Origin of the sequence: Castellaniella ginsengisoli, assembly GCF_040955415.1 — a bacterium.
In the GTDB taxonomy this organism is placed as follows: Bacteria; Pseudomonadota; Gammaproteobacteria; order Burkholderiales; family Burkholderiaceae_B; genus Castellaniella; species Castellaniella ginsengisoli.
In genome coordinates this window covers 2,847,850-2,869,156 of the sequence record NZ_CP158257.1, presented here as the reverse complement: position 1 = coordinate 2,869,156, position 21,307 = coordinate 2,847,850, and the positions used below count along the sequence as shown (strand labels likewise).

General features: G+C 69.0%; 15 protein-coding genes and 1 pseudogene. 11 read left to right on the top strand and 5 right to left on the bottom strand.

The genetic code is table 11. The features are described from left to right. Window positions 1-8: 8 nt before the first annotated feature. The 4 genes and pseudogenes from ABRZ00_RS13640 to ABRZ00_RS13625 all read left to right on the top strand — a co-directional run bounded on the left by ABRZ00_RS13640 (window position 9) and on the right by ABRZ00_RS13625 (window position 3,125). On the top strand, window positions 9-1,061 hold the full coding sequence (locus ABRZ00_RS13640; protein WP_368644340.1) for a branched-chain amino acid ABC transporter permease: 1,053 nt from the start codon (window positions 9-11) through the stop codon (window positions 1,059-1,061). Further along, entirely contained in the window at window positions 1,058-1,807 is a 750-nt protein-coding gene (locus ABRZ00_RS13635; protein ID WP_368641597.1) for an ABC transporter ATP-binding protein, read from the top strand. Before ABRZ00_RS13640 ends, ABRZ00_RS13635 begins: the two co-directional genes overlap by 4 nt. After that, a pseudogene (locus ABRZ00_RS13630) lies at window positions 1,800-2,483 on the top strand (ABC transporter ATP-binding protein); the annotation flags it as partial. The gene ABRZ00_RS13635 and the pseudogene ABRZ00_RS13630, both read left to right, overlap by 8 nt. Continuing rightward, on the top strand, window positions 2,472-3,125 hold the full coding sequence (locus tag ABRZ00_RS13625) for a hemerythrin domain-containing protein (protein ID WP_343835908.1): 654 nt from the start codon (window positions 2,472-2,474) through the stop codon (window positions 3,123-3,125). The pseudogene ABRZ00_RS13630 and the gene ABRZ00_RS13625, both read left to right, overlap by 12 nt. A gap of 35 nt (window positions 3,126-3,160) precedes the next feature. On the opposite strand, the gene ABRZ00_RS13620 is transcribed toward ABRZ00_RS13625, so the two are convergent. Continuing rightward, a complete protein-coding gene (locus tag ABRZ00_RS13620) occupies window positions 3,161-4,348 on the bottom strand; it encodes a benzoate/H(+) symporter BenE family transporter (RefSeq protein WP_368641598.1) in 1,188 nt (395 codons plus the stop codon). Beyond that, entirely contained in the window at window positions 4,345-5,625 is a 1,281-nt protein-coding gene (locus tag ABRZ00_RS13615) for an EAL and HDOD domain-containing protein (RefSeq protein ID WP_368641599.1), read from the bottom strand. The genes ABRZ00_RS13620 and ABRZ00_RS13615 overlap by 4 nt, the downstream gene beginning before the upstream one ends. A gap of 297 nt (window positions 5,626-5,922) precedes the next feature. Between ABRZ00_RS13615 and ABRZ00_RS13610 the strand changes: the two genes are divergently transcribed. Then, on the top strand, window positions 5,923-7,053 hold the full coding sequence (locus tag ABRZ00_RS13610; protein WP_368641600.1) for an aminotransferase class V-fold PLP-dependent enzyme: 1,131 nt from the start codon (window positions 5,923-5,925) through the stop codon (window positions 7,051-7,053). Window positions 7,054-7,071: 18 nt separating this feature from the next. On the opposite strand, the gene tenA is transcribed toward ABRZ00_RS13610, so the two are convergent. Then, window positions 7,072-7,752 carry a thiaminase II gene (gene tenA, locus ABRZ00_RS13605; RefSeq protein ID WP_368641601.1) on the bottom strand — a complete coding sequence of 227 codons (681 nt, stop codon included), beginning with the start codon at window positions 7,750-7,752 and terminating at the stop codon, window positions 7,072-7,074. A gap of 143 nt (window positions 7,753-7,895) precedes the next feature. On the opposite strand from tenA, the gene ABRZ00_RS13600 reads away from it, so the two are divergent. The 3 genes from ABRZ00_RS13600 to ABRZ00_RS13590 all read left to right on the top strand — a co-directional run bounded on the left by ABRZ00_RS13600 (window position 7,896) and on the right by ABRZ00_RS13590 (window position 10,670). Further along, window positions 7,896-9,335: an ATP-binding protein gene (locus tag ABRZ00_RS13600; RefSeq protein WP_368644339.1), complete on the top strand. Its 1,440-nt coding sequence runs from the start codon at window positions 7,896-7,898 to the stop codon at window positions 9,333-9,335. Window positions 9,336-9,338: 3 nt separating this feature from the next. Then, window positions 9,339-10,022 carry a response regulator gene (locus tag ABRZ00_RS13595; RefSeq protein WP_343835413.1) on the top strand — a complete coding sequence of 228 codons (684 nt, stop codon included), beginning with the start codon at window positions 9,339-9,341 and terminating at the stop codon, window positions 10,020-10,022. 135 nt (window positions 10,023-10,157) lie between these two features. Then, window positions 10,158-10,670, top strand: coding sequence for a Spy/CpxP family protein refolding chaperone (locus ABRZ00_RS13590; RefSeq protein ID WP_368641603.1), 513 nt, complete (start codon window positions 10,158-10,160; stop codon window positions 10,668-10,670). A 57-nt stretch (window positions 10,671-10,727) separates the two neighbouring features. Here ABRZ00_RS13590 and ABRZ00_RS13585 read toward each other — a convergent pair whose 3' ends face one another. Both ABRZ00_RS13585 and ABRZ00_RS13580 read right to left on the bottom strand, forming a co-directional pair. Next, a complete protein-coding gene (locus ABRZ00_RS13585) occupies window positions 10,728-11,207 on the bottom strand; it encodes a C40 family peptidase (RefSeq protein ID WP_343835411.1) in 480 nt (159 codons plus the stop codon). Continuing rightward, window positions 11,195-11,998, bottom strand: a complete 804-nt coding sequence (locus ABRZ00_RS13580) for a YggS family pyridoxal phosphate-dependent enzyme (RefSeq protein WP_368641604.1) — start codon at window positions 11,996-11,998, stop codon at window positions 11,195-11,197. Before ABRZ00_RS13580 ends, ABRZ00_RS13585 begins: the two co-directional genes overlap by 13 nt. A gap of 154 nt (window positions 11,999-12,152) precedes the next feature. Here ABRZ00_RS13580 and recC point away from each other — a divergent pair, with 154 nt between their 5' ends. Genes recC through recD form a run of 3 tightly spaced genes read left to right on the top strand, consistent with a single transcriptional unit; the run spans window position 12,153 to window position 21,197 of the window. After that, window positions 12,153-15,638 carry an exodeoxyribonuclease V subunit gamma gene (recC, locus tag ABRZ00_RS13575; protein ID WP_368641605.1) on the top strand — a complete coding sequence of 1,162 codons (3,486 nt, stop codon included), beginning with the start codon at window positions 12,153-12,155 and terminating at the stop codon, window positions 15,636-15,638. Beyond that, window positions 15,635-19,243 (top strand): exodeoxyribonuclease V subunit beta, encoded by a 3,609-nt coding sequence (gene recB / locus ABRZ00_RS13570; protein ID WP_368641606.1) that lies wholly within the window; start codon window positions 15,635-15,637, stop codon window positions 19,241-19,243. Before recC ends, recB begins: the two co-directional genes overlap by 4 nt. Further along, window positions 19,236-21,197, top strand: a complete 1,962-nt coding sequence (recD, locus tag ABRZ00_RS13565) for an exodeoxyribonuclease V subunit alpha (RefSeq protein WP_368641607.1) — start codon at window positions 19,236-19,238, stop codon at window positions 21,195-21,197. Before recB ends, recD begins: the two co-directional genes overlap by 8 nt. The last annotated feature ends 110 nt before the right edge of the window (window positions 21,198-21,307 follow it).

Below are 21,307 nucleotides of genomic sequence, written 5' to 3'. Positions count from 1 at the left end.
GCCCCGACATGACGACTTCTACCTCGATCGGGACCCCGTCCCATCCGCACCCCGGCGCGGCGGACGCCTTGGCCCGCTATCGCCGCTCGGCCCGCTGGAAGCCGCTGGAGTACCTGTTCTGGTGCCTGCCGGTCCTGGCGTACTTCGCCTTTCCCGGCAATTACCTGTTGCTCAGCCAGATTGCGATCACCAGCCTGTTCGCCTTGTCGCTGGATTTGATTTTCGGTTATGCGGGCATCATTTCCCTGGGCCATGCCGCCTTCTTCGGCGTGGGCGCCTATACCGTGGGCCTGCTGGGCTCGCACGGCCTTGGGGATCCGTTGCTGGGCCTGGCCCTGGCGGCTGTGATCGCCGCCGTGGTGGGCTTTCTCAGCAGTTTCCTGTTGCTGCGCGGCAATGATCTGTCGCGCCTGATGGTGACGCTGGGCGTCGCCCTGATGCTCTACGAGCTGGCCAATAAATTCACCAGCGTCACCGGCGGGGTGGATGGCATGCCGGGCGTCGAGGTCAAGCCGATCCTGGGCATGTTCAGCTTCGACATGTACGGCCGCGTCGGCTATGTCTACTCGGTCATCGTGCTCTTCGTGCTGTTCTGGTTCGCCCGCCGCATGGTGCATTCGCCCTTCGGCCAGAGCCTGCGCGGCATCCACATGAACGCCTTGCGCATGCCGGCGCTGGGCGTGCCCGTGAACCGCCGGCTGGTCATTGTCTATACCATCGGCGCGGGCTATGCCGGCGTGGCCGGCGCCCTGCTAGCGCAGACGAACTCCTTCGTCTCGCTGGACGTGCTCAGCTTCCAGCGTTCCGCCGATCTGCTGCTGATCCTGATTCTCGGCGGGGCGGGGCACCTGTACGGCGGGCTGCTGGGATCCATCGCCTTCGTGGTGGCCCACTATCTGCTGTCCGATATGAATCCCCAATACTGGCAATTCTGGCTGGGCCTGATCCTGGTGCTGGTCGTGCTGTTCGCCCGGGGCGGCATCCTGGGAACCGCCCGGAAGTGGATCGAATCTTCCCGCCATCGCGCCGAGTCGCGCGCCCGCTCGGAGACCCCGTCATGAGCCCCGTTCTGCAGACCCACGGCCTGGTGCGCCGCTTCGGCGGCTTCGTGGCCACCGACCACGTCGACTTGTCGGTTGCGCCCGGCGCACGGCATGCCCTGATCGGCCCCAATGGGGCCGGCAAGACCACGCTGATCAACCTGTTGACCGGCTACCTGGAACCCAGCGCCGGCCGCGTCGAACTGATGGGCCGCGACGTCACGCGCATGCCGCAGCACGAGCGCGTCCAGCAGGGGTTGGTGCGCACGTTCCAGATCAATCAGTTGTTCATGGACATGACCGTGCTGGAATCCGTCGCCCTGGCCGTCAGCGAACGCCGGGGTCTGGGCACGCGCTGGTGGCAGCCTCTGGCCACCCAAGGTGAAGTCATCGACGAGGCCGCCGCGATCCTGGAGCGCCTGAAGCTGCTGCCCGACGCGCACGAAACCACGCGCAACCTCGCCTATGGCCGCCAGCGTCTGATCGAGATCGCCCTGGCCCTGGCGCTGCAGCCCAAGGTCCTGCTGCTCGACGAACCGGCGGCCGGCGTGCCGACGGGCGAAAGCCAGGAACTGTTCGAGACCATCGCCCAGTTGCCGCGCGACGTCACCATCCTGCTGATCGAACACGACATGAATCTGGTTTTCCGTTTTGCCGAACGCATTTCCGTCCTTGTGTCGGGCGCGCTGCTGCTTGAGGACACCCCCGAGGTGATCGCGCATCATCCGCGTGTCAAGGAAGTCTATTTGGGAGAAGCCCATGTCTGAGCTCTTGCGTTTGGAAAACGTCTGGGCGGGCTATGGCGACGCCGTCGTCCTGGAAGACTTGTCCCTGACCCTGGAGTCCGGCGAGAGCCTGGCGCTGCTGGGGCGTAACGGCATGGGCAAGACGACGCTCCTGGCCACGCTGATGGGCGTCACCCGGTTGCGGCGCGGCAGCATCATCTTTCAGGATCAGGACATCGCCCAGGTACCCAGCCACCGCCGCGCACAGGCCGGCCTGGGCTGGGTGCCCCAGGAGCGCGACATTTTCCGTTCGCTGACCGTCGAAGAAAACTTGAGCGTGGTCGCCCGTCCCGGAGAATGGACGCTGGAACGGGTCTATGCAATGTTTCCCCGGCTGAAAGAACGCCGCGCCAATCTGGGCAGCCAGTTGTCGGGCGGCGAGCAGCAGATGCTGGCCATGGGGCGGGCGCTGATGCTCAACCCCAAGATCCTGCTGCTGGACGAGCCGCTCGAGGGCCTGGCGCCCCTGATTGCCCAGGAGTTGCTGCACATCATCGACCGCATGGTGTCCGAAGGCCGCATGGCCGTGATCCTGGTCGAACAGCACGCCCGGCAGATCCTGCCGATCACGCGGCGGGCCCTGATCCTGGAGCGCGGCAAGGTGGTCTATGCCGGCGAGAGCGCCGAACTCTTGCGCGATGGCTCCGTGCTGGACCGCTGGCTGGGCGCCGGCGCGACCGACCAGGCCGATGGCGCGGCGCCGCGCAAGGCGCCGGCCGAACGCATCCCCGCCATCGAGGCCATTCAGGACGAGCATCGGGCCCTCGCGGCCATCCTCAACGGCCTTTCGCACATCGTGCAGGAAATCGAGGAAGGCCGGCTGGAGCCGGACTACACGCTGCTGGCCAGCATGATCGAGTACATTGCCGAGATGCCCGACAAGCTGCATCACCCCAAGGAAGACCGGATCTTCGCCTTGCTGCGCGGCAAGACGCAGGAAGTCGACGCACACCTGGACAAGCTGGAAGCCGAGCACCTGGACACGACCCACGCCACCGCGCGGCTGGATCGCGCCCTGGTCAGCTACGTGCAGGGCGGCGCGGCGAATTTCCCGGGATTCCGGGATGCGGTGCGCGCCTACATTGCCGATGAGTGGGTACACCTGGGCACCGAAGAGCGCTACATTCTGCCTGCGGCCCGCCGCTTGTTCAGCGCGGACGAATGGGAAGCCATCAATGCGGATTTCATCCGCAACGGGGATCCCTGGTCCGGTCCGGGCAATCGCTATGCCGATCTGTTCCGGAAGATCACCAGCCTGGCGCCGGCGCCCGTCGGGGTGGGCGGGGCGCCGGCCCGCTGAGCGCCTATTTTGCGTGCGCCTGGCGCGGGTCCGGCTCAGTGGCGGCGGCCCAGCGCCAGGTGGCAGGCGCCGCCCAACACCAGCCCCCAGAACGCACTGCCGATGCCCAGGAGGCTCATGCCCGAGGCCGTCACCAGGAAAGTCACCAGCGCGGCATCGCGACCTCCGGGCGCCTGCAGCGCATCATGGATGCCGCTGCCCAGTGTGCCCAGCAGGGCAAGTCCGGCGATGGCGGCGACCAGCTCGTGCGGGAAGGCGGCGAACAGGGCGACGACCGTGGCGCCGAAGATCCCCGTAAGCAGGTAGAACACCCCGGCCCAGACCGAGGCCTTGTAGCGTTGCGAGGCGTCGGGGTCGGCGTCCGGACTCATGCAGATGGCGGCCGTGATGGCGGCCAGGTTGAAGGCGAAGCCGCCAAAGGGTGCGAGCACCATGCCCGTGGCGCCGGTCCAGGAGATCAGCGGCGAGGCGGGCACCCGGGCGTAGCCGTTGGCCTGCAGCACGGCCAGGCCCGGCACATTCTGCGAGGTCATGGTGACGATGAACAGCGGCAGGGCCACGCCCACGAAGGCCGGAAACGAGAATTCGGGCGGCATCCAGACCGGCCGGGCGGGCGCCCAGTCGAGCCCGCCCAGGGGCAGTCCGCCCTGCGCGGCGGCGCAGGCAATCCCGGCGGTCAGCGCCAGTGGGACGGCGTAGCGCGGCAGGACGCGTCTGGCCAGCAGAAAGGCGGCCAGCATGATGCCCACCAGCAGGGGGCGGCCCTGCATGGAGACGAACAGATCCATGCCGAAGCGCAGCAGAATGCCGGCCAGCATGGCCGAGGCCAGATGCCGGGGAACCCAATCCATGATCTTCTGGAACCCGCCGGTGAGCCCGCACAATGTGATCAGGGCCGAGCAGGCCAGGAATGCGCCGATGGCCTGGGCCAGGCCGATGTCGCCCAGGCTCGTGGCCAGCAGGGCGGCGCCCGGGGTGGACCAGGCCGTCAGGACGGGGGCGCGCCAGGCCAAGGCCAAGCCAATGCAGGTGAGGCCCATCCCGATGCCCAGCGCCCACATCCACGAGGCCAACTGGACGCCTTGCGCGCCGGCGGCCGCCGCGGCCTGGAATACGATCGCGACGGAACTGGTATAGCCGACCAGGACGGCGATGAAGCCGGCCGAGATGTGCGACACCCGCAGCCAGCCGGCGATGCCTCCGGCGGCTGCGCGTGCGCTCATTGCGCGGCCTGAGTGATGCTGTGCGCCCAGGTGAACGCCTGCTGGACGAGCGGGTCGAGCTGTTCGGCGGTGATGCCCAGCTCCCGCAGCAGGGGGGCGGGGTTTTCCTCGACGTCGCGATCCGAGGGAAAGATCAGTGTGGCCAGCCGCAGGTCAGGTCCCAGGAGGCCTTCATGCCGCAGCAGCGCCTCGCGCACAGGCACGTCGACCTGAACTTGCGACAGCAGATCCTGCATGGTGCCTTGGAACAATTGATCCATGATGGACAGGATGCCCGTGGTGAAGGCGGTCTCCGCGCGCACGGTCTGCTCGGGATGAAGCAGAGTGGACATGGCCTCCATCAGATGCGCGCGCGCGCTGGCCTGCAGCAAAGAGGGCGAGAGGTAGCCGGCCGGCCGGCCGGCTTCGGTGTACATCAGGACCTGGATCCAGCGCTGCAACTGCCGGCGGCCCAGCAGCATGATGGCCTGGCTCAGGGATTCGACTTCCTGGCTCAGGCCGAAGGCCGGCGTATTGACCATGTCGAGCAGTGTCTTGACCAGCTCATCGTCCTGCTGCAGGCAGGCCTGGATTTCGGGGGCCTCGCCTTCGCCCATGATCAGCGTCATCAGACGCAGCAGTGTTTTCTGGCGTGCCGAAAGGGCCGCCGGGGCGACCAGATCCCTGGGCCAACTGCCTTGAAACAGCGTGAAGCCCAGCAGCATGAAGTTGTCGTGGGTGGCCTTGTCGGGCGTATCCACGGCCATCAATTGCCGGCCGGCCTGCTTGTGCTGGAAGCTCTGGCGGAAAATATCCGCCTTGCTGCTGAGCTTGGGATCGAAGCGCACCACTTTGCAGAAAGGCAGCAACGCCTCGCGTTCGGGCTGGACCGCGAGATCGCCGCGAATGGAGAACTTCGTGCCGCCGTGGGCCAGGCTCTGCAACGACTGGATCAGTTCCGGCGTGATTTCGAGCGCTTCCGGGAATTCGATGTAGATGCGGTTGCGCGGCAGCATATGCGTAAAGGTGTTCTGCAGTAGGCTCGCCGTGCCGTCGATCCAGTGCGGGGCGTAGGCAAAAAAGGCGCTGGCGCCGTGCGCGCGCGCGGTTTCGATCAGGGCTGCGCCGGTGTCCGTCTCGGGCTCTTGTGGTTCGGCCCAGAGCACGCGCAGCCGGTAGCCGGCCAGGCCGCGGTTCTGATCCAGGATCGGCTCCCGGCGGATCAGGCGGGGGGGCGGGGGCGCCGCCGCGTCGGTTGCGGCATCCGCGGACGAATCGGTCGTCAGGTGGGGTTCCATCGAGTCTCCTTGTTGCGGCGCTGGCAGCCCGTCCCGCGTGAGGACGTTCTTGTGCTGGGGCAGTCCCGTTATCTCTTGCAAATCGGTTTTGGTCTTGCTGCGTGAGTGCGTTCGTTATTGTTGTGCTGCGTCCGGCTCCGGCCGGTGAATTCTACGTGCCGGGCGCCGCCAGCATTGTACTGTGACTGAGGCGCCCGGTCAGCATCCGGCTGTGTCGTTGCCGGCACGCCCCGGACGGCTGCCCCCCCCCATGCGGGGGTGGACTACAATCTGGGCGTCATTTTGCCGGAGAAAGCCATGTCTGGATTGTTGCCCGACGTCGACCCCGATGGGCTGCTGGAATACTCGGTGGTCTACACCGACCGCGCCCTGAACCATATGTCCTCGTCGTTTCAGCAGGTGATGCGCGATATCTCGCGCACCCTCAAGTCGGTGTATGGGGCGCATTCGGCCATCGTCATCCCGGGCAGCGGCACTTTCGGCATGGAGGCCGTGGCGCGCCAGTTCGCCACCGGCCGGCGCTGTCTGGTGATTCGCAACGGCTGGTTCAGCTACCGCTGGAGCCAGATCTTCGAGGCCGGCGGCATCCCGTCCGAAGAACGCGTGCTCAAGGCGCGCGCCATCGAAGCCGGCGATCAGCCTTTCTTCGAGCCGCCCCCGGTCGCCGAGGTTGTTGCGGCGATCCGCGACTTCAAGCCCGACGTCGTCTTTGCCGCGCATGTGGAAACCGCCTCGGGCATCATGCTGCCGGATGACTACATCCGCCAGGTCGCCGATGCCGTGCATGCCGAGGGTGGCTTGTTCGTGCTGGATTGCATCGCTTCGGGCACGATCTGGGTCAATATGCAAAACGTGCGCGCGGACGTGCTGATCTCGGCGCCGCAAAAGGGCTGGACCTCGTCGGCCTGCTGCGGCCTGGTCATGCTGGGCGAAGCCGCCCGCGAGCACATCGAGACTACGCAGAGCACCAGCTTCGCCTGCGATCTGCGCAAATGGCTGGGCATCATGGAAGCCTACGAAAAGGGCGGCCACGCCTACTACACCACGCTGCCCACGGATTCGCTGAGCGTGCTGCGCGACGTAATGGCCGAAACCGAGGCCTACGGCTATGACCGGGTCAAGGACGAGCAGCAGCAACTGGGTCAGGCCGTGCGCGCGCTGCTGCGCGAGCGCGGCTTCAAGAGCGTCGCCGCCCCCGGGTTCGAGGCGCCGGGCGTGGTGGTGAGCTACACCACCGACGACGGCATCCACACGACGCGCAAGTTTGCCGAGGCGGGGCTGCAGGCCGCCGCCGGCGTGCCACTGGCCTGTGACGAGCCCGCGGGTTTCAAGACTTTCCGCCTTGGTTTGTTCGGCCTGGATAAACTGCACCACATCGAGCGCACCGTGGCGACTCTGGCCCGGGCGCTGGACCGGATCCAAGCATAGCCCCGCGCAGCGCCGTCTTCAGGCGCCGTCCAGCCCCATCTGCCAGAAGTCGATCTCGAGACGGGTGGCGTCGCGAAACGTCGCCGCCAGCCCGTCCAGGCGCTCTTGGGTCTGGCCGGCCAGCCGCGCGTTCAGCCAGTCGCGCTCGGCTTGCGCCGCTGCCTGGAATGCTTCGCTGGCGTACATCGCGATCCAGGCTTCGTAGGGGTTGGCCGAGCCGCGCACCGTGAACGGCTGGGCTTCGATCCAGCGGGCGATATCCGCGTAGCCGACCAGGCAGGGCGCCAGCGCCACGTGCAGGTCGAGCAGGTCGCCGCGGTGGCCGGCATCCAGCACATAGCGGGTGTAGGCCATGGTTTCGCGGGCTTCCGGCAGCGTTTCCAGTTCGGCCTGCGCAATGCCCCACAGGGCGCAATAGTCCACGTGCAGGCCCATTTCCAGATCCACGATGGCTTTCAGGCTGTCCAGTCCCTGGCGCAGTTCCGCGAGGTTGCGGCTCTTATAGACCGCCAGCCCCCAGGCGCGGGCGAAGTGCACCAGGAACAGGTAGTCCTGGCGCAGATAATGGCGGAAAGCCCCGGCGGGCAGAGTGCCATCGGCCAGGCCGCGCACGAACGCATGCTGGCAATAGGCTTTCCATTCGGGGGCGCAGCGGGCCAGCAGGGCAGCGAAGGGCGTCGAATCGGGTTTGGACGTCACGGGAGCCTCCTGAAAGTCTGAAAACAGAGAATCGCGGCCCCGAGTGTAGCCCACGCGGAACGTCATCGGCCGGCCTGCGCGGGCCGCCTACGGTACGATAGCGTGGACGGCGGGGGACGCACCCGCCAGGCGGAAAAGAACGCATGCGCTCCAGCATCACCTTCAAGTTGTTCCTGGCCATTCTTGCGACCTGCATCGTCGTGGCGATCGCGATGGGGGCGGCCGTGCGCTACAGCTTCGACAGCGGTTTCGACGATTACATCCGTGAGCGCGAGAGCCAGCGGCTGGAGAATCTGGCGCAGGCGCTGGCGGCCGACTACCTCGAAGCCGGCGGCTGGGGATTTCTGTCGGAGAGCGGCGACCGCTGGGAGCGCAGCCTGCGCCTGTCGCGCTACCGTCGCGACACGCGTCCGTCCCATCGTGATCGCGAAGGCGGTCCGCCGCCGGGGCCGCCCCCGCGCGTGACGCTGCTGGATGCCGAAGGCGGTTGGCTTGCGGGTCCGCGCGTGGGCGGCGAATCCGGCCTGACGCGCCACCCCGTGACCGTCGAGGGCCGCTCCGTGGGCTGGCTTCTCAGTCCGCCGCCCAGGGCCGTGGCCGTCAATGACGAAATAGACCGCCGTTTCCAGGCCCGCCAACTGCGTGCCACCTGGGTGATCGTCGGCCTGTCCGTGCTGCTGGCCGCCGTGGTCAGCCTGTTGCTGGCGCGGCTGTTGCTGGTGCCGGTGCGGCGCATTGCCCGGGCCACGCGCCGGCTGGCCGATGGCGATTTCGACATCCGGGTGCGGGTCGGAGCGCCCGACGAGCTTGGGCGTCTGGCGCGCGATTTCAACCGCCTGGCGCACAGCCTGGCACGCAATGCCCGCCTGCGCCGGGAACTGATGGCCGACGTGTCTCACGAATTGCGAACCCCGCTGGCGGTGCTGCGAGGTGAGATCGAAGCCTTGCAGGATGGGTTGCGGACGCCGGATGAGGCGGCCCTGGCTTCGCTGGCGCACGAGATCGGGCGATTGAACCGGCTGGTGGATGATCTGCGCGAGTTGTCGCTGGCCGATGCCGGGGCCCTGGATTACCGCATGCGGCCGCTGGATTTGTCGGCGCTCGCTGCGCGGGCGCTCGACGCGGTGCAAGACCGGTATGCCCGGGCCGGCCTGCTGCTGGAGCGGGACATCGAGCCCGGCCTGCGCCTGTCCGGCGATGAGCGCCGCCTGGAGCAACTGCTGGCGAACCTGCTGGAAAACAGTCTGCGTTACACGGACGCCCCGGGGCGCGTCCGCCTGGCCGCCGGCCGGCGCGGCGACGGCATCGTGCTGGAAATCGCCGATACCGCGCCGGGTGTCGCGCCCGGGCAGTTGCCCCGCCTGTTCGATCGCCTGTACCGGGGGGAGCCCTCTCGCAGCCGGCTTCATGGCGGTTCGGGGCTGGGCCTGGCGATCTGCCGCTCCATTGTCCAGGCCCATGGCGGCGAAATCTCGGCCTCGCCGTCCGGCCTGGGCGGGCTGGCGATCCGGATCGAATGGCCCCTGGCGAACAGCCGCGCGGCGGATGCGGCGAGTGATTTTCCTGCGATGGACAAGGAGTGAGGCATGCGGATTCTGGTGGTCGAGGATGAGCCCAAGCTGGCCGAGGTGCTGCGGACTTACCTGCTGGCAGCCGGCTACGAGGCGCGCTGCGAGGGCGACGGCCTGGCGGTCATGCCCCTGATCTCCGAGTGGTCGCCCGACCTGGTGCTGCTGGACCTGATGCTGCCTGGCCGAGACGGCCTGGAACTGTGCCGCGATATCCGCAGCCGGACTTCGATTCCCGTCATCATGGTGACCGCCCGGACGGAAGAGATCGACCGGCTGCTGGGCCTGGAACTGGGCGCCGACGACTACATCTGCAAGCCCTACAGTCCGCGCGAGGTGGTCGCCCGCGTCAAAGCGGTCTTGCGCCGAAGCGCAGCGGATCAGGCGCCGGCCCGGATGCGCGAGGCCGGCGGGCTGGAGATCGACGAGGGCGCCTGGAGCGCCCGGCTGGACGGCGTGCCGCTGGATCTGACGCCGGTGGAGTTCCGTCTGCTGGCGCTGCTGGCCGGACAGCCGGGGCGCATTTTTTCCCGGGATCAAGTGCTCGACGGCCTGTACGACGACCGTCGTGTGGTCACCGATCGCGCCGTGGACAGTCATGTGAAGAATCTCCGGCGCAAACTGGCGGCGGTGCGCCCCGACGAAGAACTGATCCGCTCCGTCTACGGGGTGGGCTATCGTCTGGATCTTGGCCCCTCCTGAGGGGCGCGTGCGCAGGATCCGCTGACGCTTCTTCACGAAGTCTCCACGATTCAGCCATTTTTGCGCCGCAGTCGGTCCTTAATCTGTCCTCATCGCGGCTCCATCGGGGGGTCGCCGCAAAAAAGGAAGACCGACATGAACTTCAGCCACGTCACCCGCACCCGCTCTCTTTCCGCCCTGGCTTTGGCCGCCGCCCTGGCGGCCGCGCCGCTGGCCGCCTCCGCCGCGCCCGGCATGCCGGACGACGGCGGATCCAGGCACCACCAGAAGGGGGGCCATGAGTTCAGCCGGCATCATGGGGGTTTCGGCCATCACGGAGGGGACCACGGCTTCCGCGCCCTGGACCTCACCCAGGATCAGCAGGACAGGATCTTCAAGATCCGCCATGAGCAGGCGCAGGCCGTTTACGACCAGAAAAAGGCGGTGCGCGCTGCGCGCACCGCTTTGCGCGATGTCGCTCGCGCCGACGCCTTTGACGAGGCCAAGGCCAAGCAGGCGGCCGACGCCCTGGGCCAGGCGCAGTCGCAACTGGCGCTGCTGCGCACCCAGACCCAGGCGCGGATCCATGCGGTGCTCACGCCCGAGCAGCGTCAGAAGCTGGCGCAGATGCGCGCGGCCCGGCATGCCGGAAAGCCCGCCAAGTCCTGACCGTTTCCAGGCATGAAAGCAGCCCGCCGTATCGGCGGGCTGCTTTCATTGCGTCTCTCAGCGGGCGAACAGCGTGCCCACCGACTGGAAATGGCGCCGGTAATAGGGATTGTCCAGCCGGTCGATGCGGACCTGGCCGCCGGTGGACGGCGCATTGATGAAGCGCCCGTCTCCCAGGTAGATGCCCATATGCGAATTCGGCCGGCCCAGTGTATTGAAGAACACCAGATCGCCCGCCTGCAGGTCGCGGCGCGGCACGGGCCGGCTCATGCGGGCGATCTGCTCGGTATTGTGGGGCAGGGCGGTGCCGGTCGCGGCGTTGAAGACGTATTTCACCAGGCCGCTGCAATCGAAGCCCTGCTGGGCTTGCGATCCGCCGTAGCGGTAGCGGGTATCCAGCAGGCTCAGGGCCGTCATCACCACTTCGGTGCGCTGGGCCGGATCGATCCGCGGCCCGGAGACGGACGGCCCGCGGCTGCCCGGGGCGGCGCAGGCCGCCAGCCACAGGCACAGCAGACAGGCGGCTAAGGCGCGCACGAGCCGCCCGCTTTCGCGCCTTCGGGCCAGTAGTGGCTGTCGGGCAGGGCGCGGGCGCCAAAGATCGCCTGTCCGACGCGCACGGTGGTGGCGCCTTCTTCGATGGCCCACTCGAAATCTCCGGACATGCCCATGGACAGTTCGGCGAAATCCGCTCCTTGGGGCGCCTCCTGGCGCAACTGGTCGCGCAGGGCGCGCAGCAACTGGAAGCAGGGGCGCACGTGAGCCTCGTCGGTGGAAAACAGCGCCAGCGTCATCAGGCCGCGTACCCGCAGCGCGCCGTAGGCGGGCAGGGCGCGGGCGAAGTCCATCACCGCATCGGGCGCCAGGCCGAACTTGCTGGCCTCGCCCGAGGTATTCACTTGAACGAAGACGTCCAGGCTGCGGCCTTCTTCCTGCAGGCGGCGGTCCAGCGCCTCGGCCACGCGCAGATTGTCCAGGGCCTGAAATTCCCGGGCGAAGCGGGCGACGAACTTGGCCTTGTTGGTCTGCAAGTGGCCGATCACGGCCCAGTCCAGATCGGCCAGGTCGGCCATGGCTTCCCATTTGCCGTAGGCTTCCTGGACCTTGTTCTCGCCCAGCAGGCGGCAGCCGGCGGCGTGGGCCATGCGGATGCGGCGCTCGTCCACCGTCTTGCTGACGGGCAACAGGCGGACTTCGGCCGGGTCGCGGCCGGCACGGGCGCAGGCCGCGTCGATGCGGGCGCGGATATCGGCCAGGTTGGCCTGGATTTCCTCCAGGGTGGCGGCCGTCCGGTAGGCGGGCCTGGCGGGGGATGGCACAGCGTTCATTGCGACGTTCTCGGACAAGGTCAGGGATGGATCATCGGAGTCCCCTAGGATAACCCTAATGCGCGACAATCCCAACGCGCGGCGGCCGGGCGCCCGCCTGACGCGAGGGCGCAAAGCCTTTTATGATGCGGAGTGATCAAAAGAAGGAGAAGGCGTGGCGGAAATCACTCCGGGGCTGATGCTGGTTCACGGCAATCGGGCGGAACAACTGCGCGAAGTGCTGGTCGCGTGGCTGCGCCATTCGCCGCTCGATCCCCTGGAAAACGAGTGCCTGCTGGTGCACAGCAACGGCATCGCGCAGTGGCTGCGGCTGGCCCTGGCCGACCCCGAGCAAGGGTGCGGCATCGCGGCGGCGCTGGATTTTCTGCTGCCTTCGCGCTTCATGTGGCAGGCCTACCGCGCCGTGCTGGGCGCCGACGCAGTGCCCGAGTTGTCGCCCTTGGACAAGGATCCCCTGGCCTGGCGCCTGATGCGGCTGCTGCCGACGCTGGCCAGCCAGCCCGGTTTCGAGCCGGTGGCGCGCTTCCTCGCCGAGGATGCCGACGTGCGCAAGCGCCATCAGTTGGCCCGCCGGCTGGCGGATCTGTTCGACCAGTACCAGGTCTACCGGGCCGACTGGCTGGACGCCTGGAGCCGTGGCGAAACTGTCCTGCCCGACGCCTTCGGCCGCGATGCCGCGGCCCTGCCCGAGGCCCATGCCTGGCAGGCCCGCTTGTGGCATGCCCTGCTCGACGACCTGGGCGGGGCCGGCGGGGCGCCAGTCGGGCGCGCCGCCGTGCACGCCGCCTTCATGGCGCGGATCCGGGCGCCGGGCGATGTCCCGCGCCCGGCCGGGCTGCCGCGCCGCTTGCTGGTCTTCGGCATTTCCGCCATGCCGCGCCAGACGCTGGAGGCGCTGTCGGGCCTGTCGCGCTGGGTTCAGATTCTGGTGTGCGTGAACAATCCTTGCGCGCATTATTGGGCCGACATCCTGGGCGACCGCGATCTGCTGCGGGCGCGCTTTCGGCGCCAGGCGCGCCGGCCGGGGCTGCCGGAAATGCTCGACGATGATGCGCTGCACCAGCAGACGCATCCCCTGCTGGCTTCTTGGGGGCGCCAGGGGCGCGATTTCATCGGCCTGCTCGACGATATCGACGATCCGGCGCATCGGGCGCGCTGCGGACTGGCCTTCGAGGCGCTGCATCGGCGCATCGATGTCTTTGAGGCCCTGCCCGGAGCGACGTTGCTGGAGCAATTGCAGGACGATATCCGTGACTTGCGCCCCCTGGCTGAAACGCGCGCGCGCTGGCCGGCGGTGGACCCCGCGCGCGATGAGTCCTTGCGCTTTCATGTCGCCCACAGCGCCCAGCGCGAGGTCGAGATCTTGCACGATCAATTGCTGGCGGCCTTTGCCGCCGATCCCGGTCTGCAGCCGCGCGACGTGATCGTGATGGTGCCTGACATCGAGGCCTACGCGCCGCACGTGCAGGCCGTCTTCGGCCTGCACGGCCCCCGGGATCCACGCCGCATCCCCTATGCTTTGGCGGATCGCGGCCAGCGCCGCGCCGATCCGCTGGTCATCGTTCTGGAACAGCTTTTGTCCCTGCCGCGCCTGCGCCTGGGCGTTCAGGAAGTGCTGGAGTGGCTGGACGTTCCTGCGCTGAGAGCGCGCTTCGGTATCGAAGCCGCCGATCTGCCGCTGTTGCAGACCTGGGCGCGCGAGGCCGAGGTGCGCTGGGGCTTGCATGCCGAGCATCGCGACGCCTTCGGCCTGGCGCAGATGCCCGAGGCGGCGCATGGGCATACCTGGTGCTTCGGCCTGGAACGCATGCTGCTGGGCTACGCGGCGGGCGCCGACGCGCCGGCCTGGGAGGGGATCGAACCCTACGGCGAGACGGGCGGCCTGCAGGCTCAGGTGCTGGGCGCGCTGGCCCGCTTGCTGGATACGCTGGATCATTACTGGCGGCTGCTGCGTCGGGATGCCGCGCCGGCGCAGTGGGTGTCAGACCTTCTGGCGCTGCTCGACGATTGTTTTCTGCCGGAATCGGACGTTGATGAACACACGCTGGCGCGGTTCCGCGAAATCCTCCAGGATTGGGCCGTGTTGTGCGAGGCGGCCGGGGTGGCGCAAGCCTTGCCGGTGTCCATCGTCGCCGAGCATTGCCTCGGACAATTGGATCAGGCGGGCTTGTCGCAACGGTTTTTTGCCGGCGCGGTGACCTTCGCCACGCTCATGCCCATGCGGGCCATCCCGTTCCGGCGCGTGTGCCTGCTGGGCATGCAGGACGGCGCCTTCCCCCGTCAGCGCGTGCCGGTCGATTTCGATCTGATGGCGCTGCATCCGCGTCCCGGCGACCGTTCCCGGCGCGAGGATGACCGCTATCTGTTCCTGGAAGCCTTGCTGTCCGCGCGCGACCAGTTGTATCTGTCCTGGGTCGGGCACAGCATCCATGACAACACGCCGCAACCGCCTTCCGTGCTGGTGTCCCAGTTGATGGACCACCTGGACCGGGGCTGGCGGTCCTCGGACGGGGCCGGATCCCTGTCCCGGGCCTTGAGCCTGTACCACCCGCTGCAGCCGTTCAGCCGCCGCTATTTTCCCTTGCAGCCCCAGTCCGGTCCGGGCGCGCTGTATACCTACGCGGCCGAATGGCGTAGCGCCCGCGGGCCGGCAGCCGACACGCTCGCGTCCGGGCCCTTGCCGCCGATGCACCGGGACGGCGCCCTGCGGCTGGATGTCTTGCGCCAGTTTCTGCGGCATCCCGTGCGCGCTTTCTTCCAACAGCGCCTGCAGGTGTTCTTCGAGACGCCGTCGCCCGATCTGGATGAAGGGGAGCCCTACGTCCGGGACGGCCTGGCGCAATGGCGGTTGCGCGCCGAATTGCTCGATGCCTTGCAGCGGACGTCCGGGCCGGCCGAGGCCGACGCGGCGTTCCGGGATGGCCTGGACCGCATGCGCAGGCGCGGCGCCCTGGTGGCCGGCAGCCTGGGCGAGGTGGCGGCCCGGGGGCTGTACGACAGCGTTCAGGAGGCCGTCGAACCCTACCGGCAGGCCTGCCGCGACTGGCCGCAGGTGGACGCACAGGCGCTGCGCATGGAAAGTGCCGTGCCGGGCAGCGGCTGGGCGTTCGAGGATACGCTTGCCGGTTGGCGCTGCAACGGCCTGGGCGAGCGGGGGCGGATCGTGCTGCTCGCCAGCCACCTGGTGCGCGACAATCGCTACCGCCTCGCGCCCATGATTCCCGCCTGGCTGGATCACGTGGCGGCGCACGCGCATGGCCGGCCCTTGACGACTGTGCTCGTCAGCCCCCAAGGTTGCGTGCGCTTCGAGCCGTTGGACCAGACGCTGGCCGCCGAGCAGTGGGAGGCTTTGTGGGCGGCATGGCAGGCGGGCATGTGCGCTGCGCTGCCGGTGGAAATCGAGGCGGCGGGCGCCTGGCTGCGGGCGGGCGCCGATCCCGATCCCGGCAGCAAAGCCTGGCGGGAAGCCCAGGCCGCCTACGCCCGGCAAGTCCAGGAAGACCTGTATTTGCAGCGCGGCTATCCCGACTTCGGCGATGTGTGCGCGGACGGTGGCTTCTTTCATTGGGCGCAGGCGCTGTACGGCGCGGCGGCGCGGGCCATCCAGCCTTATCCGATCGCGAAGGAGGGCGGGTCATGAGTGTGGTGCCCGTCATCCCCCAGGTGGATCCGCTGCGCTTTCCCTTGCAGGGCAGCCATCTGATCGAAGCCAGCGCCGGGACCGGCAAGACCTGGACGATCGCTGCGTTGTACGTTCGCCTGGTGCTGGGGCATGGCGGACAGGCGCCGCGCCTGCCCACGGAAATCCTCGTCCTGACCTTCACCGAAGCCGCCGCCCAGGAATTGCGCGACCGGATCCGCAGCCGGCTGGCCGAGGCCGCCGTCTGGTTCGCCCAGGAGGCGGCGGATCGCCCGGGCGATCCGTTCCTGGAGTCTCTGCGGCAAGACTATCCGCAGGCCCGGCGGGCTGGGTGCGCCCGCACGCTCGATCTGGCGGCGCAATCCATGGACGAGGCGGCGATTTCCACCATCCATGCCTGGTGCGCGCGGGTGCTGCAGGAGCACGCCTTCGACAGCGGCAGCCTGTTCGAGCAGCGGCTGGAACCGGATCTGGGCGCCGAAATCCGGCAGGCGGCCTGGGATTACTGGCGCGCGCATGTGGCGCCGCTGGCTCCCGATCTGCTGGCCGAAACGCTGGCCATCTGGCCCGGGCCCGATGCCCTGCTGGGGCTGTCCGGCCTGCTGACGCGCGAATCCTTGCCCGCTGCGGCCGATGAGAGCCTGGCCGCCGTCCTGGCGCACCATCTGGCGCGGCGGCAGGCGCGCCTGGCGGCGCTCAAGGCGCCCTGGGCGGAACAAGCGGACGCGCTGGAAGACTGGCTGCTTTCGTTGGGGAAAAACCTCAAGGTCCGGCCTTCGGATCTGCGCCGCTGGACGCAGGCGCTGCGGGATTGGGCGCAGGATCCCGGCGTGATCCAGCCGGACTTGAAGGCCGGCTGGGACCGCTTGACGCCATCGGGAATCGAGGAGAAGTGGCAGGGTGACGGCCCGGCGCCGTCGCATCCGGCCAGCGCCGCGCTGGCGGGCCTGCGCGCCGAACTGGACAGCCTGCCCGCCGCGCGCCCGCCGCTGCTGCGCCACGCCCTGGGCTGGATGGCCGCGCGTTTGCGCCAGGCCATGTCCAGTGCCGCGTTGCTGGGTTTCGACGGCCTGCTCGTGAATCTGGACGCTGCCCTGGAGGGGGCGGCCGGCATCCGGTTCGCACAGACGTTGCGGCGGCAGTTTCCGGTGGTGCTGATCGACGAATTCCAGGATACCGATCCGGTGCAATACCGGATCTTCGACCGCGTCTACCGGGTGGCAGGCAACGACCCGGACACCACGCTCGTCTTCATCGGCGATCCCAAACAGTCCATCTACGGTTTTCGGGGCGCCGACGTGCACACCTACCTGCGGGCCGCGAGGGCCTGCGCAGGCCGGGTGCAGACGCTGGGCCGCAATTACCGCTCGTCCGAAGCCATGGTCGAGGCGGTCAACCGGCTCTTCAGCCTGGAAGACCGCCCGGCTTTTCCGACCGGGATGCCGGCCGTCGAGATTCCCTTCCATCCCGTCCAGGCCCAGGGGCGCTCCGAGCGGTGGGAAGTGCTCGGCCGCCAGGCCCCGGCCATGAGCGCTTGCTGGATCGAACCGACCGCGCCGGGCAAACCCCTGTCCGCCTCCCAGTACGAACAGGAGGCCGCCGAGCTGTGCGCCCGGCGCGTGGCGCAGACCCTGGCACAGGGCTTGTGCGGCGAGGCCGGCCTGCGCGATGCGGATCGATGGGTGCCGGTGCGCCCGGCCGACATCGCCATCCTGGTCAACACCCATGCCGAGGCGCGCAGCGTGCGCCAGGCGCTGGCCCGGGTCGAGGTGCGCAGCGTCTACCTGTCCGAGCGGGACTCGGTCTATGAATCGCCCCAGGCGGCGGAACTGGCCTTGTGGCTGGGCGCCTGCGCCCGCCCCGAGGACGAGCGCGCCGTGCGTGCGGCCCTGGCCACGTCGGCGCTGGGCCTGGGCTGGCAAACCCTGGACCGGCTGGTGGGGGACGAGCGCGCCTGGGATCGCCAGGTGGAACGCTTCCAGGCCTACCGCCAGATCTGGCAGCAGCGCGGCGTATTGCCGATGCTGCGCCGGCTGCTGCACGATTTCGAGGTGCCGGCCCGGTTGCTGGCCGATGGCTACGAGGGCGAACGGCGCCTGACCGATTTTCTGCATCTGGCCGAGCTGCTGCAGCAGGCAGCCGCCCATCTGGACGGCGAGCAGGCCGTGCTGCGGTACCTGCACCGGCAGATCCAGGCGCCGCAAGGCGAGGACGGCCGTCGCCTGCGGCTGGAAAGCGACGAAGGCCTGGTGCGGGTCGTGACGGTGCACAAATCCAAGGGGCTGGAGTACCCCCTGGTCTTCCTGCCCTTCGTCTGCAAAGCGCGCCCGATCGAGCCGGGCAAAGGGCCATATCTGCTGCCCGGGGAAACGGGGCGGGAGTGGGTCATGGAGGCGGATGCCGGCCAGTTGCTGCGGCTGGACGGCGAGCGTCTGGGAGAGGATGTGCGCAAGCTGTACGTCGCGTTGACGCGGGCGCGCCATGCCGTCTGGATGGCGCTGGGGCCGCTGCGCGCCGGCAGCGGCATCGGCCATGTGCTGGGCGCGGACCCCCATGCCGCCTGGACGCGATTGACGCAGTGGCATCCCGGCCTGATGGCCTGGGACGACACGCCCCGAGCGGATGACGCCGGCACGACGCCGTTTTCCGGCGACACGATGGGTGCTTCCGAGGCGCTGGGCGATGCCCGGCACCTGTCGGCGCCGGCGGTCGGACAGGCTTGGTGGATTTCCAGCTACTCCGCCTTGTGTCTGGCCGGGGCCGCCGCGCCCGACACGGCCATCGAGGATGTGCTGCGCGAGAGCCGGCAGGCCGATCCGGAGCCGGTGGACCGGACCATCGAGCCGCTTTACGCTCCGATCAAATCGGGCCTGGCGGATTTTCCGCGTGGCAGCGAGGCGGGCACCTTTCTGCATGGCTTGCTGGAATGGGCGGCGCGGCGCGGTTTCCGCGATCTGGGCGAGGCGCGCGACCTGATCGCGCGGCGCTGCGCCGTGCGCGGCTGGGAAGCGCATATCGACGCACTGCACGGCTGGCTGCTGCGCTTCGCGCAGACGGCGTGGCACCCGGATTTGCCCGACACCCCCGTGCTGCGCCTGGATCGTCTGCAGGCCAGCTTGCCTGAAATGGAGTTCTGGCTGCCGGCGCAGCAAGTCGACATTGAACGCCTGGACGCGCTGCTGCGTCGGGGCGCCTTCGGCGGCGCGACCCGCCCGGCGCTGGCGGCGGGCAGATTGAATGGCATGTTCAAGGGGTTCATCGATCTGATCCTGCAGACTGACGGCCGCTATTACCTGATCGATTACAAGTCCAACGATCTGGGGCCTCGCGAAGCCGACTACGCGCCCGCGGCGCTGGCGGCGGCCATGTGCGCATCCCGCTACGATGCGCAGATGCTGATGTACGTGCTGGCGTTGCACCGGCAGTTGCGCGCCCGGCGGCCGGATTACGATTACGCGCGTCACATGGGCGGCGCGCTTTACCTGTTTCTGCGCGGCCAGGACGCGCCCGGGCAGGGGCTGGTGGCGCTGCGGCCCGCGCAGGATCTGATCGAGGCGCTGGATGCATTGTTCGATGGCGCGGGTGGAGAGGCGGGCGATGACTGAATTCCCCGATTGGCTGGCATTCGGGCAGTCCGAGGAGGGCGTGCGCGACCTGGACGCAGCCTTTGGCCGCCTGCTGTGGCGACGGTCGCCGCAGGCTGGCGAACTGGCGCTGCGCCTGGCAATCCTGTGCAGCGCGCGGCTGGCGCACGGCCATCCCTGCCTGGATCTCGCGGCGCTGTGCGCGCCCGGAGAAGACGCCCCGGCGGCCGGCGCGGCGGCCGATGACCGGTCGGGCCCGCCCGCCTGGGCCGCCGGCGGCCTGGACGACTGCCTGGCGGCGCTGCAAGCCGCCGATTTCGTCGGCGGAGGCGATGGGCCGCAGCCGCTGGTCCTGCACGGCCATCGCCTGTATCTGGCCCGCTACTGGCGAGCCGGACGGCGCATCCGCGAGGACATCGCCCGGCGCCTGGCCTGGGCGCCTGAGCCGGCGCGCGAACCGGCGCGGATCCGGCAATGGCTGGATGCGGTGTTCACCGGTCCCGCCGCCGAGACGCCGGATTGGCAGAAGATCGCCTGCGCCACCGCCTTATTGCACGGCTTCAGCATCGTGACGGGGGGGCCGGGTACGGGCAAGACCACCACGGTCGTGCGCCTGCTGGCGGTTTTGCAGGGGCTGGCCGGCGCGCCCGGCTTGCGCATCCGCCTGGCGGCGCCGACGGGCAAGGCGGCGGCGCGGCTGAGCGAATCCATCGCCGGCGCGCTGGAACATCTCAGGGACGGAGCGGGGGGGGCGCTGGGCGGCGCGCTCGCCCGCGTGCCGTCCGAGGTGGTGACCCTGCATCGTCTGCTGGGCAGCCGGCCCGACACCCGCCGTCTGAAATTCCATGCCGGCAATCCGCTGGATCTGGACGTGCTGGTGGTGGATGAAGCCTCGATGATGGATATCGAGATGATGGACGCCGTGCTGGCCGCGCTGCCCGCCGATGCGCGCCTGGTGCTGCTGGGGGACAAGGACCAGCTCGCCTCGGTCGAGGCTGGAGCGGTGCTGGGCGAGCTGTGCGCGCGCGCGGAAGAGGGCCACTACACTCCGGCGCAATGCCGGCGTCTGCTCGAGTGTTGCGGCGAAGCGGTGCCCGACATCCGGCAGGATGCCGCCGGCACCGCGCTGGATCAGGCTGTGGTCATGCTGCGTCACAGCCACCGGTTCCAGGCCGACAGCGGCATCGGCCGGTTCGCCGCCGCCGTGAACCGGGGCGATGCCCCGGCTGTGGCCGCGCTGCTGCGCGACCCGCCGCCGGGCTTGAGCCTGGTGCGGGCCGGGTCGCACGCCGCTTCCGAAGACGCCTGGCTGCGGGGCAGCGGCATCTTGAGCGATACCGGCTGCCCCGCGCTGTTCCGCGTCTTGCGCGCGGGCCCGCCCGAGCCGCATGCGCCGCAACCGGTCTGGGACCGCTGGGCCCGCGAGGTATTGTCGCAGCAGGGGCGTTTCCAGGTGCTGTGCGCCTTGCGCGACGGGCCTTGGGGCGCGCGCGGGCTCAATCGGCGCATCGAGTCTCATTTGCGGGCCGAGGGCTGGATTCCCGCGTCGGCGGGCGCCTGGTATCCCGGCCGGCCAGTGCTGGTGCTGCGCAATCAGCCCGCCTTGGGGCTGGCCAACGGCGACATCGGCGTGGCGCTGCCGGTGCCCGACCCCGAGCGGGACGGGCCTGCGGTCATCCGGGTGGCTTTCGCCGGCGCCACCCGGGGCGCCGTGCGCTGGGTGTCGCCGGCCCGCCTGCCGGATATCGAGACGGTCTACGCGTTGACCGTGCACAAGTCCCAAGGCTCGGAATTCGACCGCGTGGCACTGGTGCTGCCTGATCGCGACGTGCTGCTGCTGACGCGGGAACTGCTCTATACCGGCGCTACGCGCGCGCGCCACGCCCTGGCGCTGGTGCTGCCGGGAACGGATGAGCTGTTGCGCCGGGCCGTGGTGCGCCGGACGGCGCGCGCGGGCGGCATCTGGAATCCCTGATCCAGACGTGAAGGCGGGCCTGCTTGCGCGCAGCCCCGCTAAAATGAGCGCTAAGGAGGCGGCCGCCGCGGCCGCGCCGGAAGCCCTTCGATCCGCAGGATGGAGACCCG